Annotated in this window: 18 protein-coding genes; 13 read left to right on the forward strand and 5 right to left on the reverse strand. The window is 69.9% G+C overall.

The features are described from left to right. The first annotated feature begins 97 nt into the window (after positions 1 to 97). The 9 genes from ACSHXC_RS29460 to ACSHXC_RS29500 all read left to right on the forward strand — a co-directional run bounded on the left by ACSHXC_RS29460 (position 98) and on the right by ACSHXC_RS29500 (position 8321). The gene (locus tag ACSHXC_RS29460; RefSeq protein WP_189961263.1) at positions 98 to 850 is read left to right on the forward strand and encodes a helix-turn-helix transcriptional regulator; all 753 of its coding nucleotides are present in this window, start codon (positions 98 to 100) and stop codon (positions 848 to 850) included. After that, the gene (gene sufB / locus ACSHXC_RS29465; protein WP_438294468.1) at positions 847 to 2268 is read left to right on the forward strand and encodes a Fe-S cluster assembly protein SufB; all 1422 of its coding nucleotides are present in this window, start codon (positions 847 to 849) and stop codon (positions 2266 to 2268) included. Before ACSHXC_RS29460 ends, sufB begins: the two co-directional genes overlap by 4 nt. Before the next feature lie 62 nt (positions 2269 to 2330). Next, positions 2331 to 3512 carry a Fe-S cluster assembly protein SufD gene (sufD, locus tag ACSHXC_RS29470; RefSeq protein ID WP_438294469.1) on the forward strand — a complete coding sequence of 394 codons (1182 nt, stop codon included), beginning with the start codon at positions 2331 to 2333 and terminating at the stop codon, positions 3510 to 3512. After that, on the forward strand, positions 3512 to 3829 hold the full coding sequence (locus tag ACSHXC_RS29475; protein WP_114035884.1) for a bifunctional 3-phenylpropionate/cinnamic acid dioxygenase ferredoxin subunit: 318 nt from the start codon (positions 3512 to 3514) through the stop codon (positions 3827 to 3829). The genes sufD and ACSHXC_RS29475 overlap by 1 nt, the downstream gene beginning before the upstream one ends. 7 nt (positions 3830 to 3836) lie before the next feature. Continuing rightward, positions 3837 to 4601, forward strand: coding sequence for a Fe-S cluster assembly ATPase SufC (gene sufC, locus ACSHXC_RS29480; protein ID WP_393834486.1), 765 nt, complete (start codon positions 3837 to 3839; stop codon positions 4599 to 4601). Continuing rightward, positions 4598 to 5854, forward strand: a complete 1257-nt coding sequence (locus ACSHXC_RS29485; protein WP_438294470.1) for a cysteine desulfurase — start codon at positions 4598 to 4600, stop codon at positions 5852 to 5854. The genes sufC and ACSHXC_RS29485 overlap by 4 nt, the downstream gene beginning before the upstream one ends. Positions 5855 to 5866: 12 nt before the next feature. Next, the gene (gene sufU / locus ACSHXC_RS29490; protein WP_385998907.1) at positions 5867 to 6331 is read left to right on the forward strand and encodes a Fe-S cluster assembly sulfur transfer protein SufU; all 465 of its coding nucleotides are present in this window, start codon (positions 5867 to 5869) and stop codon (positions 6329 to 6331) included. Beyond that, entirely contained in the window at positions 6328 to 6666 is a 339-nt protein-coding gene (locus ACSHXC_RS29495) for a metal-sulfur cluster assembly factor (protein ID WP_267053850.1), read from the forward strand. The genes sufU and ACSHXC_RS29495 overlap by 4 nt, the downstream gene beginning before the upstream one ends. A 332-nt stretch (positions 6667 to 6998) precedes the next feature. Beyond that, positions 6999 to 8321, forward strand: coding sequence for a DUF3616 domain-containing protein (locus ACSHXC_RS29500; protein WP_438294471.1), 1323 nt, complete (start codon positions 6999 to 7001; stop codon positions 8319 to 8321). Between the two features lie 7 nt (positions 8322 to 8328). Here ACSHXC_RS29500 and ACSHXC_RS29505 read toward each other — a convergent pair whose 3' ends face one another. Next, on the reverse strand, positions 8329 to 9357 hold the full coding sequence (locus ACSHXC_RS29505) for a DUF7847 domain-containing protein (RefSeq protein ID WP_438294472.1): 1029 nt from the start codon (positions 9355 to 9357) through the stop codon (positions 8329 to 8331). 223 nt (positions 9358 to 9580) lie between these two features. On the opposite strand from ACSHXC_RS29505, the gene ACSHXC_RS29510 reads away from it, so the two are divergent. Both ACSHXC_RS29510 and ACSHXC_RS29515 read left to right on the forward strand, forming a co-directional pair. Continuing rightward, the gene (locus ACSHXC_RS29510; protein ID WP_438294473.1) at positions 9581 to 10120 is read left to right on the forward strand and encodes a TetR/AcrR family transcriptional regulator; all 540 of its coding nucleotides are present in this window, start codon (positions 9581 to 9583) and stop codon (positions 10118 to 10120) included. A 64-nt stretch (positions 10121 to 10184) separates the two neighbouring features. Further along, positions 10185 to 10508, forward strand: a complete 324-nt coding sequence (locus ACSHXC_RS29515) for a DMT family transporter (protein WP_344373168.1) — start codon at positions 10185 to 10187, stop codon at positions 10506 to 10508. Positions 10509 to 10545: 37 nt separating this feature from the next. Here the strand turns inward: ACSHXC_RS29515 and ACSHXC_RS29520 are convergent, their stop codons facing one another. Both ACSHXC_RS29520 and ACSHXC_RS29525 read right to left on the reverse strand, forming a co-directional pair. Next, positions 10546 to 11427 carry a winged helix-turn-helix transcriptional regulator gene (locus ACSHXC_RS29520; RefSeq protein ID WP_438294474.1) on the reverse strand — a complete coding sequence of 294 codons (882 nt, stop codon included), beginning with the start codon at positions 11425 to 11427 and terminating at the stop codon, positions 10546 to 10548. Between the two features lie 102 nt (positions 11428 to 11529). After that, positions 11530 to 11754: a hypothetical protein gene (locus tag ACSHXC_RS29525; protein ID WP_438294475.1), complete on the reverse strand. Its 225-nt coding sequence runs from the start codon at positions 11752 to 11754 to the stop codon at positions 11530 to 11532. A 138-nt stretch (positions 11755 to 11892) separates the two neighbouring features. Between ACSHXC_RS29525 and ACSHXC_RS29530 the strand changes: the two genes are divergently transcribed. Together ACSHXC_RS29530 and dapD are read left to right on the forward strand one after the other, a co-directional pair. Further along, positions 11893 to 12615 (forward strand): GntR family transcriptional regulator, encoded by a 723-nt coding sequence (locus tag ACSHXC_RS29530; protein ID WP_438294476.1) that lies wholly within the window; start codon positions 11893 to 11895, stop codon positions 12613 to 12615. 187 nt (positions 12616 to 12802) lie between these two features. After that, a complete protein-coding gene (dapD, locus tag ACSHXC_RS29535; RefSeq protein ID WP_438294477.1) occupies positions 12803 to 13795 on the forward strand; it encodes a 2,3,4,5-tetrahydropyridine-2,6-dicarboxylate N-succinyltransferase in 993 nt (330 codons plus the stop codon). 246 nt (positions 13796 to 14041) lie between these two features. Here dapD and dapA read toward each other — a convergent pair whose 3' ends face one another. Together dapA and ACSHXC_RS29545 are read right to left on the reverse strand one after the other, a co-directional pair. Continuing rightward, a complete protein-coding gene (gene dapA / locus ACSHXC_RS29540; RefSeq protein ID WP_438294478.1) occupies positions 14042 to 14944 on the reverse strand; it encodes a 4-hydroxy-tetrahydrodipicolinate synthase in 903 nt (300 codons plus the stop codon). An 88-nt stretch (positions 14945 to 15032) separates the two neighbouring features. Next, the gene (locus tag ACSHXC_RS29545; RefSeq protein ID WP_438294479.1) at positions 15033 to 15446 is read right to left on the reverse strand and encodes a PPOX class F420-dependent oxidoreductase; all 414 of its coding nucleotides are present in this window, start codon (positions 15444 to 15446) and stop codon (positions 15033 to 15035) included. Between the last annotated feature and the right edge of the window lie 98 nt (positions 15447 to 15544).

The following is a 15544-nucleotide window of genomic DNA, read 5'->3' on the forward strand; positions in this document are numbered from 1 at the left end:
CGCAGGTCAGCTTAGGTATGCCTAAGTGATGCACTGCACCGGCCGGTGATCGGGACGTGGGTTGTCAGGCTCTGAGGAATTACGCAACAATGGCGTTGTGAAAAACATCGGCGAGGCTCCGCAGGAGGAACTCGCGACCGGTGAGCGGTCCACCCGCAACCGGGTCGCGCGATCCATCCTGGACCACGGGCCCTCGACCGCACAGGACCTCGCGAACCGCCTCGGCCTCACCCAGGCCGCCGTCCGCCGTCACCTCGACGCACTCGTCGCCGACGAGGTCGTCGCACCGCGCGAACAGCGCGTGTACGGGGCGCGGACCCGTGGCCGGCCGGCCAAGGTCTTCGCGCTCACCGACTGCGGCCGGGACGCCTTCGAGCAGTCCTACGACAAGCTCGCCGTGGACGCCCTGCACTGGATCGAGCAGTCGGCGGGCGGCGGCGCGGCCGGCGAGGAAGCCGTCGCGGCGTTCGCCCGGGCCCGCATCGAGGCTCAAGCGGGGGCGTACAGGGACGCGATCGAGGCCGTGCAGCCTGAAGAGCGCACCCAAGCCCTGGCCAAGGCCTTGAGCGCCGACGGGTACGCTGCTACGGCGCGCAGCGCGCCCCTTCCGCAGCGCGGTGAGCAGCTGTGCCAGCACCACTGCCCGGTCGCCCACGCCGCCGAGCGGTACCCGCAGCTGTGCGAGGCGGAGACGGAGTTCTTCTCCCGCCTCCTGGGAACGCACGTGCAGCGCCTGGCGACCATCGCCCACGGCGACGGCGTCTGCACCACGTTCATCCCGCACGGCGCGCCACCACAGACCACACATCAGCAAGCATCTGCAAGCACGGCCGGGAGGAACCCCGCATGACTCTCCCCACGGAGACTGCCCACCCTGAGCTCGAAGGCCTGGGCACGTACGAATACGGCTGGGCCGACTCCGACGCGGCCGGCGCCGCTGCCAAGCGCGGTCTCTCCGAGGCTGTCGTCCGCGACATCTCCGAGAAGAAGAACGAGCCGGAGTGGATGCTGAAGCTGCGCCTCAAGGGTCTGCGGCTCTTCGACAAGAAGCCCATGCCGAACTGGGGCTCCGACCTCTCCGGCATCGACTTCGACAACATCAAGTACTTCGTCCGGTCGACGGAGAAGCAGGCGGAGTCCTGGGAGGACCTGCCCGAGGACATCAAGAACACGTACGACAAGCTCGGCATCCCCGAGGCGGAGAAGCAGCGCCTCGTCGCGGGCGTCGCGGCCCAGTACGAGTCCGAGGTCGTCTACCACCAGATCCGTGAGGACCTGGAGGAGCAGGGCGTCATCTTCCTCGACACCGACACCGCCCTGAAGGAGCACCCGGAGCTCTTCCAGGAGTACTTCGGCACGGTCATCCCGGTCGGCGACAACAAGTTCGCGTCGCTGAACACCGCGGTGTGGTCGGGCGGATCGTTCATCTACGTGCCCAAGGGTGTCCACGTCGACATCCCGCTGCAGGCCTACTTCCGCATCAACACGGAGAACATGGGCCAGTTCGAGCGGACGCTGATCATCGTCGACGAGGACGCCTACGTCCACTACGTCGAGGGCTGCACCGCCCCGATCTACTCCTCGGACTCGCTGCACAGCGCCGTCGTCGAGATCATCGTCAAGAAGGGCGGCCGCTGCCGCTACACGACGATCCAGAACTGGTCGAACAACGTCTACAACCTGGTCACCAAGCGCGCCGTGGCGTACGAGGGCGCGACCATGGAGTGGATCGACGGCAACATCGGTTCCAAGGTCACCATGAAGTACCCGGCCGTCTACCTGATGGGCGAGCACGCCAAGGGCGAGACGCTCTCCATCGCCTTCGCGGGCGAGGGCCAGCACCAGGACGCCGGCTCCAAGATGGTCCACATGGCGCCGAACACCTCCTCCAACATCGTCTCCAAGTCGGTGGCGCGAGGCGGCGGCCGCACCTCCTACCGGGGCCTCGTCGAGATCGGCGAGGGCGCCCACGGCTCCAAGTCGAACGTGCTCTGCGACGCCCTCCTGGTCGACACGATCTCCCGCTCGGACACGTACCCCTACGTGGACGTCCGCGAGGACGACGTCTCCATGGGCCACGAGGCGACCGTCTCCAAGGTCTCCGAGGACCAGCTCTTCTACCTGATGAGCCGCGGTCTGACCGAGTTCGAGGCGATGGCGATGATCGTGCGCGGCTTCGTCGAGCCGATCGCCAAGGAGCTCCCCATGGAGTACGCCCTGGAGCTCAACCGGCTGATCGAGCTGCAGATGGAGGGCTCGGTCGGATAACGACCGTCCCCCGTCCGGCAGTTGAGCAGATTCTGATCTAGGAAGAGAGCACTACGACAGCCATGGCTGAGGCTCAGAACATCCCTGTGGGCTCCACCACCGCAGGCTCCATCGCGGTGGCCGCCGAGTCGACCGTCGCCACCCGCATGAGCGCCCCCCCGTCCTTCGACGTCGCGGACTTCCCGGTCCCGCACGGCCGTGAGGAGGAGTGGCGGTTCACGCCGCTGGAGCGGCTGCGCGGGCTGCACGACGGCACCGCGGTCGCCACCGGTGACGGTGTGAAGATCGTCGTCGAGGCCCCCGAGGGTGTCGTCGTCGAGACCGTCGGGCGCGACGACGCCCGGCTCGGCAAGGCCGGCACGCCCGTGGACCGCATCGCGGCCCAGGCGTACTCGTCCTTCGCCAAGGCCTCCGTCGTGACCGTCCCCAAGGAGACGGTGCTCACCGAGCCGATCCGGATCGCCGTGCACGGCGAGGGCGGCGTGGCCTACGGTCACCAGGTCGTCGAGCTCGGCGCGTTCGCCGAGGCCGTCGTGGTCATCGACCACACCGGCGACGCGGTGCTCGCCGCCAACGTCGACTACCTCCTCGGCGACGGCGCCAAGCTGACCGTGGTCTCCGTCCAGGACTGGGACGACAAGGCCGTCCACGTCGCCCAGCACAACGCGCTGATCGGCCGCGACGCCACCTTCAAGTCCTTCGTGGTCACCTTCGGCGGCGACCTCGTACGGCTGCACCCGCGGGTCGCCTACGCGGGCACCGGCGGCGAGGCCGAGCTCTTCGGCCTGTACTTCACCGACCAGGGCCAGCACCAGGAGCACCGCCTCCTGGTCGACCACAACACCCCGCACTGCAAGTCCAACGCCGTGTACAAGGGCGCCCTCCAGGGCGACGACGCGCACGCCGTGTGGATCGGCGACGTCCTCATCCAGGCCGCGGCCGAGGGCACGGACACGTACGAGATGAACCGCAACCTGGTTCTGACCGACGGCGCCCGCGTCGACTCGGTGCCGAACCTGGAGATCGAGACCGGCGAGATCGCCGGCGCCGGTCACGCGTCCGCCACCGGCCGCTTCGACGACGAGCAGCTCTTCTACCTGATGTCGCGCGGCATCCCGCCGACCGAGGCCCGCCGCCTGGTCGTGCGCGGCTTCTTCGCGGAGCTCGTCCAGCAGATCGGTCTGCCGGACGTCGAGGAGCGCCTGCTCGCCAAGATCGAGACGGAGCTGGAGGCTTCCGTCTGATGGCCTTCGTCAAAGCCTGCGCGCTGAGCGAGCTGGAGAGCGACACCCCCAAGCGGGTGGAGATCGACGGCACGCCGGTGTCCCTCGTCAAGACCGAGGGCGAGGTGTTCGCGATCAACGACATCTGCTCGCACGCGAACGTTTCCCTCTCCGAGGGCGAGGTGGAGGACTGCGCCATCGAGTGCTGGCTGCACGGCTCCAGCTTCGACCTCCGCACCGGCAAGCCGTCCGGCCTTCCCGCGACGCGCCCCGTCCCCGTATACCCCGTAAAGATCCAAGGGGACGATGTGCTCGTCTCCGTCACCCAGGAGTCCTGAGTTCCCCATGGCAACGCTTGAAATCCGCGACCTGCACGTCTCCGTCGAGGCCGAGAACGGCCCCCGCGAGATCCTCAAGGGCGTCGACCTGACCGTGAAGCAGGGCGAGACCCACGCCATCATGGGCCCCAACGGCTCCGGCAAGTCGACCCTGGCGTACTCGCTGGCCGGTCACCCCAAGTACACGATCACCAGCGGCACCGTCACCCTCGACGGCGAGGACGTCCTGGAGATGTCCGTCGACGAGCGCGCCCGCGCCGGCGTGTTCCTCGCCATGCAGTACCCGGTCGAGGTCCCCGGCGTCTCGGTCTCCAACTTCCTGCGCACGTCGGCGACGGCGATCCGCGGCGAGGCCCCCAAGCTGCGCACCTGGGTGAAGGAGGTCAAGTCCGCGATGGAGCAGCTCCAGATGGACCCGGCCTTCGCCGAGCGCAACGTCAACGAGGGCTTCTCCGGCGGTGAGAAGAAGCGCCACGAGATCCTCCAGCTGGAGCTCCTCAAGCCGAAGATCGCGATCCTCGACGAGACCGACTCCGGCCTCGACGTCGACGCGCTGCGCCAGGTCTCCGAGGGCATCAACCGCGTCCGTGAGAACGGCGAGGTCGGCACCCTCCTGGTGACGCACTACACGCGCATCCTGCGCTACATCAAGCCCGACTACGTCCACGTCTTCGCGGGCGGCCGCATCGTCGAGTCCGGCGGCGCCGAGCTCGCCGACAAGCTCGAGGCCGAGGGCTACGAGTCGTACACGAAGGGCGGCGCTTCCGAGTGACACAGCTGCCGGGCCTCCTCGACACCGAGGCGATCCGCAAGGACTTCCCCTTGCTGGACCGTGTGGTCCACGACGGGAAGAAGATCGTCTACCTCGACTCCGCGGCGACCTCGCAGAAGCCGCGCCAGGTGCTCGACGCGCTCAACGAGTACTACGAGCAGCACAACGCCAACGTCCACCGTGGCGTGTACCTGGTCGCCGAGGAGGCCACGGCGCTGTACGAGGGCGCCCGTGACAAGGTCGCCGCGTTCATCAACGCGCCGAGCCGCGACGAGGTCATCTTCACCAAGAACGCCTCGGAGTCGCTCAACCTCGTCGCCAACATGCTGGGCTGGGCCGACGAGCCCTACCGCGTGGACAGCGACACCGAGATCGTCATCACGGAGATGGAGCACCACTCCAACATCGTGCCGTGGCAGCTGCTCGCGCAGCGCACGGGCGCGAAGCTGAAGTGGTTCGGTCTGACCGACGACGGCCGGCTCGACCTGTCGAACATAGACGAGATCATCAACGAGAAGACGAAGATCGTCTCCTTCACGCTGGTTTCCAACCTGCTCGGCACCCAGAACCCGGTCGAGGCGATCGTCCGCCGTGCGCAGCAGGTCGGCGCGCTGGTCTGCATCGACGCCTCGCAGGCCGCCCCGCACATGCCGCTGGACGTGCAGGCGCTGCAGGCCGACTTCGTGGCCTTCACCGGCCACAAGATGTGCGGCCCGACCGGCATCGGCGTCCTGTGGGGCCGCCAGGAGCTCCTTGAGGACCTGCCCCCCTTCCTCGGGGGCGGCGAGATGATCGAGACGGTCTCGATGCACTCCTCCACCTACGCTCCGGCGCCGCACAAGTTCGAGGCGGGCACGCCCCCGATCGCGCAGGCCGTGGGCCTGGGCGCGGCGGTGGACTACCTGTCGGCGATCGGCATGGACAAGATCGCCGCGCACGAGCACGCGATCACGGAGTACGCGGTCAAGCGCCTCCTGGAGGTGCCCGACCTGCGGATCATCGGCCCCACCACGGCCGAGGACCGCGGCGCCGCGATCTCCTTCACGCTCGGCGACATCCACCCGCACGACGTGGGCCAGGTCCTCGACGAGCAGGGCATCGCCGTCCGCGTGGGCCACCACTGCGCGCGCCCGGTGTGCCTGCGCTACGGAATTCCTGCGACCACGCGAGCGTCTTTCTATCTGTACTCCACGCCCGCCGAGGTCGACGCCCTGGTGGACGGCCTGGAGCACGTACGAAACTTCTTCGGCTAGGGGTTAACCGACGTGAAGCTGGATTCGATGTACCAGGACGTCATCCTGGACCACTACAAGCACCCGCACGGCCGGGGCTTGCGGGACGGTGACGCCGAGGTGCACCACGTGAACCCGACGTGCGGCGACGAGATCACCCTCCGGGTGAAGTACGAGGGTTCGCGCATCGAGGACGTCTCGTACGAGGGCCAGGGCTGCTCCATCAGCCAGGCCAGCGCCTCGGTCCTCAACGACCTGCTGGTCGGCAAGGACCTGGCCGAGGCGCAGAAGATCCAGGAGACCTTCCTGGAGCTGATGCAGTCCAAGGGCCAGCTGGAGCCCGACGACGCGATGGAGGAGGTCCTGGAGGACGCGGTGGCCTTCGCCGGCGTCTCCAAGTACCCCGCCCGCGTGAAGTGTGCTCTGCTGAGCTGGATGGCGTGGAAGGACGCGACGGCCCAGGCTCTGGGCGAGCTCGCCGAAAGGAAGACGGCATGACCGAGAACGCGGAGGCGGCGATCAAGCCGGCGACCGAAGAAGAGATCCGCGAGGCCCTGTACGACGTCGTCGACCCCGAGCTGGGCATCGACGTCGTCAACCTCGGCCTCATCTACGGCATCCACATCGACGACTCCAACGTCGTCACGCTGGACATGACCCTGACGTCGGCGGCCTGCCCGCTGACCGATGTGATCGAGGACCAGGCGAAGTCCGCGACCGACGGCATCGCCAACGAGCTGAAGATCAACTGGGTCTGGATGCCGCCGTGGGGCCCGGACAAGATCACGGACGACGGCCGCGAGCAGCTGCGCGCGCTGGGCTTCAACGTCTGAGCCCCGCTGTCCCGCTTGCAGGAGAGGCCCCCGGAACCGATGGTTCCGGGGGCCTCTTCGCGTTACGGGGCCTTGGCCGGCGGCGCATCGTCGTGACGGGGAGGGGCGGCTGCCTCCCGAGGGCAACGAGTTCTGTGTGCTGCGGCCCATACGGACCCTGATCGGCTGACGTTCGCCTGCCGTACCGATTTCGTACGCCTCCCATTGGCGGGGTGACCGGAACCTACTCGACGACACCCCGCCGACGAGAGGCCAGCCCCGTGCCGCATCACCCATCGCTCCGCCGTGCCAGGACCCTTGCCGCCGCGTCCGGAGTGCTTACGCTGGCCGTCATGGGACCCAACTCCCCTGCGCACGCGGCGAGTTACGGCACGCCGACCATCGGGCTCTCGGCCTCCTACCTGTCGGGGGCCGTCGGCGCCACGGGCGACCCGGTGGTCACGGTCACCGTCGGGCAGAGCGGGGCCGACGCCTCGGCGCTCACCGTGGCCGCCTCCGCCAGCAGCAAGAGTTCGGTGGCCGGGACCGGAGACGTCTCCGTCGGCGGGAGCGGTGCCAGTCGGCGGCTGTCCGTGGCCGCGCACGGGCGTGGTTACACCGACCTCACCATCAAGGTCACCGGGCTCGGCGGGAAGACCGCCACCAAGACGCTGCACTACGCCGCCTCGGCCACCGTGCAGAATGCCGCCGACACCCGCTACTTCACCGGGTCCAGTGACGCCTCCGCCGCCGTGGACGTGGGCGGCGGGTATGTGGTCGTCGCCGACGACGAGTCCAACACGCTGCGGATGTACGACCGTTCGGCCTCCGGGGCGCCCGTGAAGACCTGGGACTTCAGCTCCCGGCTCGGGGTGTCCAAGGAGATCGACATCGAGGGCGCCGCCCGCGTCGGCAACACGATCTACTGGACCGGCTCGCTGGGCAACAACAAGGACGGCGAGTACAAGGCCGACCGGAACACCGTGTTCACCACCACCGTCACCGGCTCGGGCGCGAGCACCCAGCTCACGCTCGGCGGCTCGTACAAGAAGCTGCGGGACGACCTCGTGGCCTGGGACCACGCGAATGGCGACCGGTACGGGTTCACGGCCGCGACCGCCGCCGGCCAGGTGCCCAAGCAGATCGACGGGTTCAACGTGGAGGGCCTGGAGTTTGCGCCCGGCTCCACGAGCACCGCGTACATCGGGTTCCGGGCGCCGCTCGTGCCGCCGAAGACCGGCGGCAAGGCGCTGATCGTGCCGGTCACCAACTTCGACAAGGTGGTCGGCAGCGGGGCCAAGGCCGTCATGGGCACGCCCATCGAGCTCGATCTCGGCGGGCTCAGCATCCGCGACATCCGCAAGAACGCGGCCGACCAGTACCTGATCGTCGCCGGGTCCTGGGCCGCGGACGACAACTCCGACCCGTACGCGGTCTACTCGTGGGACGGCGTCGCCGGGCACGCCCCCGTCAAGCGGGCCGACCTGCCGACTGGCGACCCGGGCGGCTGGGAGGCCGTGGTGGACGTGCCGGACCTGAACCAGGCGGGCGCGCGGGCCCAGTTCATCACCGACGACGGCTCCGCCGACCTCTACGGCGACGGCACCGAGGCCAAGGACCTCACCCACCCCGAGTGGAAGAAGTCCCGGGCCACGTGGTTCACCGTGACCGGCTGACCCGGCGCTACCAGGTGCCCATCGGCGGGGCCGGCGCCGATGGGACACCGGCCGCGTCGGCCAGCGCGGGGGCCAGGCTCTCGCGGCGGATGCGCTGGTCGATGTAGAGCAGGCCGGCGGCGAGCTGCGGCAGGGTGGTCGAAAGGAACTGGCTGATCACCGTGCCGATCAGGTAGAGCACCGCGATGACGACGACGGCCATGATCTTGGGGCCGACCGCGTCGCCGCTCGCCAGGGCCAGCGGCATGGCCGCGAAGATCCCGCCGTAGGTGAACGGCAGCTGGACGAAGTAGCCGATCATCCCGCTGATCATGCCGATGAGCAGCACGATGCCGAACGTCCGCCACCAGGCGTCCTTCACCAGGCGGGCCGAGCGGCGCAACGCCTCGACGGGCCGCTGGTTCTCCAGGACCGCGGCCGCCGGCGCGAAGGCGAAGCGCACCCACAGCCAGATGCCGACCGGGGTCAGGCCGAGGAAGACCAGCAGGAACACGATCGTCAGAGCGACCGGCGCCGCGTCGTGGCGGGACGTCGACAGGATCGTCACCAGCATCAGCGCCAGGAACACGACCAGCGCGCCCATCATGGCCAGCCACTGGAGCGCCAGCGCGCCGAGCACGGCCGGGAACCGGGACCAGGCCTTGCGCCACGTCGGGCCGAACGTGGTGCGCCTTCCGAGCACCGCGTCCTGGAGCACGGCCGGGACGGCCGCGTACACCAGCGCCATCGAGACGAGCCACATCGCCATCGAGACGAGGAACACGACGACCCCGGCGATCACCACCGGCTGCACGTCGGCGCGTACCGGGTCCACACCGTAGGGCTGGTCGAAGACGGGGTCGAGGTGGGCGTGCACGGCGGCCACCGCGATCGCGACCGTGCCGCCGACGACCAGCGCGGCGATCCCGTACGCGACGAGGGCCACGCCGAAGAGCTGCTTCCAGTGGCGGCCCAGGGCCGAGAACGCCCCGCCGAGTATGTCGCCGACCGTCAGCGGCCTGAGCGGAATCACACCCGGCTTCGGCGGCGGTGGCATCCAGCCACCGCCCCATCCCGGGCCCCACCCGGGCGGCGGTCCTGGAGGCCCGCCCTGGGCACCCGGGCCCCACCCCATGTCCTGCGTCACGGCAACCTCGCACTTCCCGTACGTTTCCGCACGTCCCGTCCCCTGATCGATCAGCTTTACGGTAGCCCGCACGGCCCCCGGGTACGGTCGGGGGCATGCTCTGTGACCAGGCCGGAACAACCGGAGGCCGCTGATGGCCCGCCGCTACGACCCCGACCGGCGCCGGCGCATCATCGACGCGGCGATCAGGGTCGTCGCCGAGCGCGGCATCGCGGGGCTCAGCCACCGCACGGTCGCCGCCGAGGCCGATGTGCCGCTGGGCTCGACCACGTACCACTTCAGGACACTCGACGAGCTGCTCGTCGCGGCCCTGCGCCAGGCCAACGAGGGCTTCGCGACGGCGGTGCGCGACTGTGTGCGGCTGGAGGACCCCGACGCGGATCTGGCCGTCGAACTGGCCCGGTTGATGGGCGAGTGGCTGACCGGGGACCGGGCCCGCGCCGAGCTGGAGTACGAGCTCTACCTCGCGGCCCTGCGCCGCCCCGCGCTTCGCCCGGTCGCCGCCGAGTGGACCGACTCGGTCGCCGAACTGCTCGCCCGGCACACCGACCCGGTCACCGCGCGCGGACTCGTCGCCGTGATGGACGGCATCTGCCTGCAGTCCCTGCTCACCGGCGGCGCGTACGACGAGGGGTACGCGCGGGACCTGCTCGGCAGGCTGCTGGGGAGGTGAGGCGGGGCCCGTCGTGGACTTTCGTTATGTACGGGCGTACGCATCCACGGATATCCTTGTCCGCATGCCCTACGTCCTGCTCGCCTGCGCCATCGGCTCGGAGATCGCCGCGACTTCCGCGCTGAAGTACAGCGAGGGATTCACCCGGCTCTGGCCTTCGCTGATCACCGGCGCCGGCTACCTGCTCGCCTTCTTCCTGCTGTCGCTGACGCTGCGGTCCATGTCGGTGGGCACCGCGTACGCGATCTGGTCAGGCGTGGGCACGGCCGTCATCGCCGCCGTCGGCATGGTGTTCATGGGGGAGGCGATGACCGCCGCCAAGATCGCCGGGATCGCCCTCATCATCGGCGGAGTGGTGCTGCTCAACCTGGGCGGCGCGGCGCACTGAACGCCGGGTCCAGGCGGGGGACCGCCGAGGTGCGAGTTCAGGCACCCGCCCGGAGCACCGCCGACAGCGCGGCCCGCACGCTCGCCTCGATGTCGGTGATCGGATAGATCGCCTCGATCACCGTACGGTCCCGGTCGACCACCAGCGTCAGCCGCTTGAGCCGGCTCACCCCCGCCGTGCGGAACGTCGGCAGGCGCAGCGCCGCCGTCAGGTCGAGCCCGGCGTCCGAGAGCAGCGGGAAGCGCAGGGCCTCCTTGTCGGCGAACGCCCGCTGCTCGTCCGGGCGTTGGGTGGAGACGCCGTGCACGGTGGCGCCCGCCGCGGTGAACCCGGCCAGCTGGTCGCGGAAGGTGCAGGACTCCAGGGTGCAGCCGCGCGCGCCGGGAATCCCGGCCCAGCCGGGCGGGTACGACTCGGCGCGGGCGTAGGCGCCGGGGAAGCAGTAGAGCACCGTGTACGGCGTGGAAGCCGCGACGGGATCCCTCAACTCTCCGTCGAAATCGGTCAGTTGGAGCTCGGGAACGCGGGTGCCGACCAGCTCCCGCACTCGCTCGGTCTCGCCTGACGTCTCCGTCGAGGTGGCCATCGTCTCTCCTTCTCCCAGCACCCAGGTGTCTCCCCAGTCCTGGAGTGCGATCAGTACGGGCAGCAGGGCGCGGCCGCGCGGGGTGAGCCGGTACTCGTGGCGCACCGGGCGCTCCTGGTACGGCTCGCGCACCAGGACCCCGCACTCCACGAGCAGCTTCAGGCGTTCGGCGAGGACCTTGCGGGACATGCCGAGCTCCCGCTGGAGCGCGTCGAACCGGTGCACCCCGCGTGCCGTGTCGCGCACGATCAGCAGGGTCCACCAGTCGCCCACCACGTCCAGGGCCTGGGCGATGGCGCAGTGTTCGTCGTCGAGTCGGGTGCGTTGAGGCATGCGCCCATCCTTTCGCGATGCCGGCAGGCCAACCGACCCCCGTCCGGTTGACCTGCCGGGATCATGTTGCCATAGTCCGTTCCTTTAAGGAACTTACATGGCTTACGGGACCGGGGGGAGCGGGATCTCCGTGCCGTGCTCCTGGCGCATGTGCCGCCTGATCTTCACCCGGGCGTCGACCTCGGCCGACTGGTTGCGGTCCTGTACCGCCTGGCGGAGCTGGGCGTTGAGGGCGGAGCAGGGGGCGCACCCTTCTGTGCACTGGATCGGCGCCACGGCGGGCGGCATGGAGTAGTGGCCGTTCCCCGGCGGTTGGCTCGCGAACATGGTGTTGCTCCCCTCGTCCCCCCGAATCGTCTGTGTACTAGTTCAGTCTTCGGAGTGTTAGAAGCACTCCACAAGGGTGGTCAGTGCACTAGTGTGCCGAGCGTCCGAAGTGCTCAACTCCCGTGAGGAGAACGGCAGATGCCCGGAGAGAAGACGTTCACGAAGATCGCCGACCACTTCCGCGAACGGATCATGTCCGGGGAGCTCGAACCCGGGGCCAGGCTTCCGACCAACCGCGAGATCGCCGGCAGCTGGCAGACCGCTGCGGCCACGGTGTCGCGTGCGCTGCAAGCGCTCCAGGTGGAGGGGTACATCAGGACCACCCCGCGCGGGACGTTCGTGGAGGACGACCCGGTGTGGACCCTGACGCCGAAGGACCGGCTGGAGCGCGTCCGGCGGGTCAAGAGCTTCCTCGCCGAGGGCGAGACATCGCGCGTGACCGCCGCCGAACTGATCAAACCGCCGCTGTACGTCGCGGACATCCTGGACCTTGAGGCCGGGGACCAGGCCGTGCGCCGGGAGTGGCTCGCCGGACGCGGCAAGACTCGCACCGTATTCGCCGTGACCTGGTACCCGGCACCGTTCGCCGCCCTGGTGCCGGATCTGCTCAACACCTCGCCCGGCCGGAACCACGGGCTCACGGCCAGGATCCTGGAGGTCACGGGGCGCACGATCACGCACGCCCGGGACGACATGCACGCCCGTGAGGCCGACGCCCGTGAGGCAAGCGCCCTGGCCCTGCCGGTGGGAGCACCGGTGCTGGCCGGCGCTCACCGCTGGTCCGACGCCGAGGGGATCATCGAGTACGGGGAGTGGTGCCTGCCGCCGCGCTTCACGATCGGCTACGAGTACACACCCTGACCGGGGTGGCGCTGGGCGTGCGAGCTTCCCGCAATCGCGATGGCGGTATGTCGCAGATCAGCGGCCCGCCTGTACGCGGGGCCGTACCGGGCGCGCGGCCGGCCCGGTGCGCCGGCCGGGGCGGACACGGGACCGGCACTTGAGACCGGTTCGCCCCGGCGGGCCGCGGCCGGTTAGGTTTTGGGTCATGACCGACACGACTACTGCTACGACCGGCGCCGCGGCCGCCGGCCTCGCCACCATCGCCGCCGACGGCACCATCCTGGACACCTGGTTCCCCGCCCCCGAGCTCGTGACCGTCGCCGAGCCCGGCCCCGCCGGAACCGAGCGCCTCTCCGCCGAGCGCGCCGCCGAACTCCTCGGCGCGGGTGCGCTCAAGGCTGTCGGCGCCGACGAGCGCCGCGGGGTCGAGGTCGTCGCCGTCCGCACGGTCATCGCCTCCCTCGACGACAAGCCCCTGGACGCGCACGACGCCTACCTGCGCCTGCACCTCCTCTCGCACCGCCTCGTCAAGCCGCACGGCCAGAATCTGGACGGCGTCTTCGGCCTCCTCGCGAACGTGGCCTGGACCTCGCTCGGCCCGGTCGCGGTGGACGAGGTCGAGACGGTACGTCTGAACGCCCGTGCCGAGGGGCTGCACCTTCAGGTGACCTCCATCGACAAGTTCCCCCGCATGACGGACTACGTCGCTCCGAAGGGCGTACGCATCGCCGACGCCGACCGGGTACGCCTCGGCGCCCACCTCGCCGAGGGCACCACGGTCATGCACGAGGGCTTCGTGAACTTCAACGCGGGCACGCTCGGCACGTCCATGGTCGAGGGCCGCATCTCCGCCGGCGTCGTCGTCGGCGACGGCTCCGACATCGGCGGCGGCGCCTCCACCATGGGCACGCTGTCCGGCGGCGGCAACGTCCGCATCGTCATCGGCGAGCGGTGCCTGGTCGGCGCCGAGGCGGGCGTGGGGATCGCGCTGGGCGACGAGTGCGTCGTCGAGGCGGGCCTTTACGTCACGGCCGGTACGCGGGTGACGATGCCGGACGGGCAGATCGTCAAGGCGCGGGAGCTGTCCGGGGCGTCCAACATCCTGTTCCGCCGGAACTCGGTGACGGGGGCGGTCGAGGCTCGGCCGAACAATGCGGTGTGGGGCGGGCTGAACGAGGTCCTGCACGCCCACAACTAGCCGGGGTCGTCCGGTGGGCCGGGGTCACCGGGGCTCTGCCCCGGACCCCGGGCGGGGGCTCTGCCCCCTGCACCCCCGTTCGCGCTCGAACGGCGCTCGTCCTCAAGTTCCCCCAAGGCCTTAAGGGCCAGGGGGGACCCCCATGACGGGCTGGGATGTCCGCGCGGGCCAGCATCGATCCTGCTAGGGGCGCGGGGAACTGTGCAAGTGGCCTGCCCGGCCCGGCACGTGGGGCAGGGGCGGGGGTCACCCCGCGTTCAAGCGGGCCCGCGCCGCCCGCAGGCGAGCCACCTCCTCCGGTCCCGCCGCCTGCAAGGGCGCCCGGACCGGATATCCCAGCAGCGCCTTCGCTGTCACCGCGCCCGGCAGGCCCGACGCCATCATCAACTCCGTCAGGGGGATGGTCAGTTGGTTGAGGCGGGCCGCCTCCGCAGGTGCGCCCGCGTCGTACGCATCGAGCGCCGCCCTCAGCTCGCGCGGCGCCACGTTCGCCACCGTGCTCACATGGCCCGCCCCGCCCACCGCGTACAGCGGAAGGTTCAGCTCCTCCGAGCCCGAGTAGTACGCCAGCGACGTACGGCCGATGACCTTCGTCGAGCCGAGCAGGTCATACGCGCAGTCCTTCACCGCCACGATCCGCTCGTGCTCCGCGAGCCGCAGCATCGTGGCGACCTCGATCCGCGTGCCCGTGCGGCCCGGGATGTCGTACAGCATCACCGGCAGTGTGGTGGCGTCGGCCACCGTACGGAAGTGGGCCTCCACGGCGGCCTGCGGGGGGCGGCTGTAATACGGGGTCACCACCAACAGGCCGTCTGCGCCCGCCCGTTCGGCCGCGCGGGCCAGTGCGACGGTGTGCGCGGTCGACGCGCTGCCCACCCCCGTCACGACCGCCGCCCGGTCGCCGACCGCCTCCACCACCGCCCGTACGAGCGCGGTCTTCTCCTCGTCGGAGGTCGTCGGCGACTCCCCGGTCGTGCCGTTCAGGACCAGGCCGTCGCACCCGTTGTCGACCAGGTGCGCGGCCAGCTTCTGCGCGGCCGGGAGGTCCAGCTCGTACGACTCCGTGAACGGCGTGACCATGGCGCACAGCGCGCGCCCGAAGGGGCGAGGAGGGCGGAGCGGGCTCGATGGGGTCGAAGTCGTCGTCATAAGGGCAGTTTTGCCCGGCCGGGAGTTAACGTCTACTTAGAGTTTTTGGCGGGTGACTGTAGTGCTGCTGAATTGATGTCCCGGCCCGTCACTGCGAAGTGGTGCGCTCCGGCCGTACGACCAGGACGACCCGGTGCTCGGCGTCGCCCACCGGCGCCTCGTACTCCAGCCCGTACCGCTTGGCCAGGACGTCGAAGAACGCGCCCGTCGGGTCCGGCTCGACGCGCTCGACCGTGCCCCGGACCTCCAGATAGCGGTAGGGCTGGTCGGGGTCGTTGACCGAGACGGAGACCTTGGGGTCGGCGGTGACGTTCTTGCACTTGCGGCGCGTGGTGGTCGTGGTGAAGCGCAGGAACTCGCCGTCCCACTCCTGCCAGACGGGGTTGACGTGCGGGGTGCCGTTCGGGCCCTTGGTGGCGAGGTGCACGAAGAGGGGGCGGGTCAGCAGATCGGACGAGGGGCGCACGACACTGGCCACCGCCGACGAGCGGGCGGTGGCCATCGAGCGCCGCATCGAGCGTGAATTCACAGCCGAGGAGCGGGAGTTGCTCCGTTCGCTGCTCGGCCGGGCCGTCGCCGCGATCCGGGGCGACGGAGCCG

Source organism: Streptomyces sp. HUAS TT7 (assembly GCF_051550175.1).
Classification (GTDB): Bacteria; Actinomycetota; Actinomycetes; order Streptomycetales; family Streptomycetaceae; genus Streptomyces.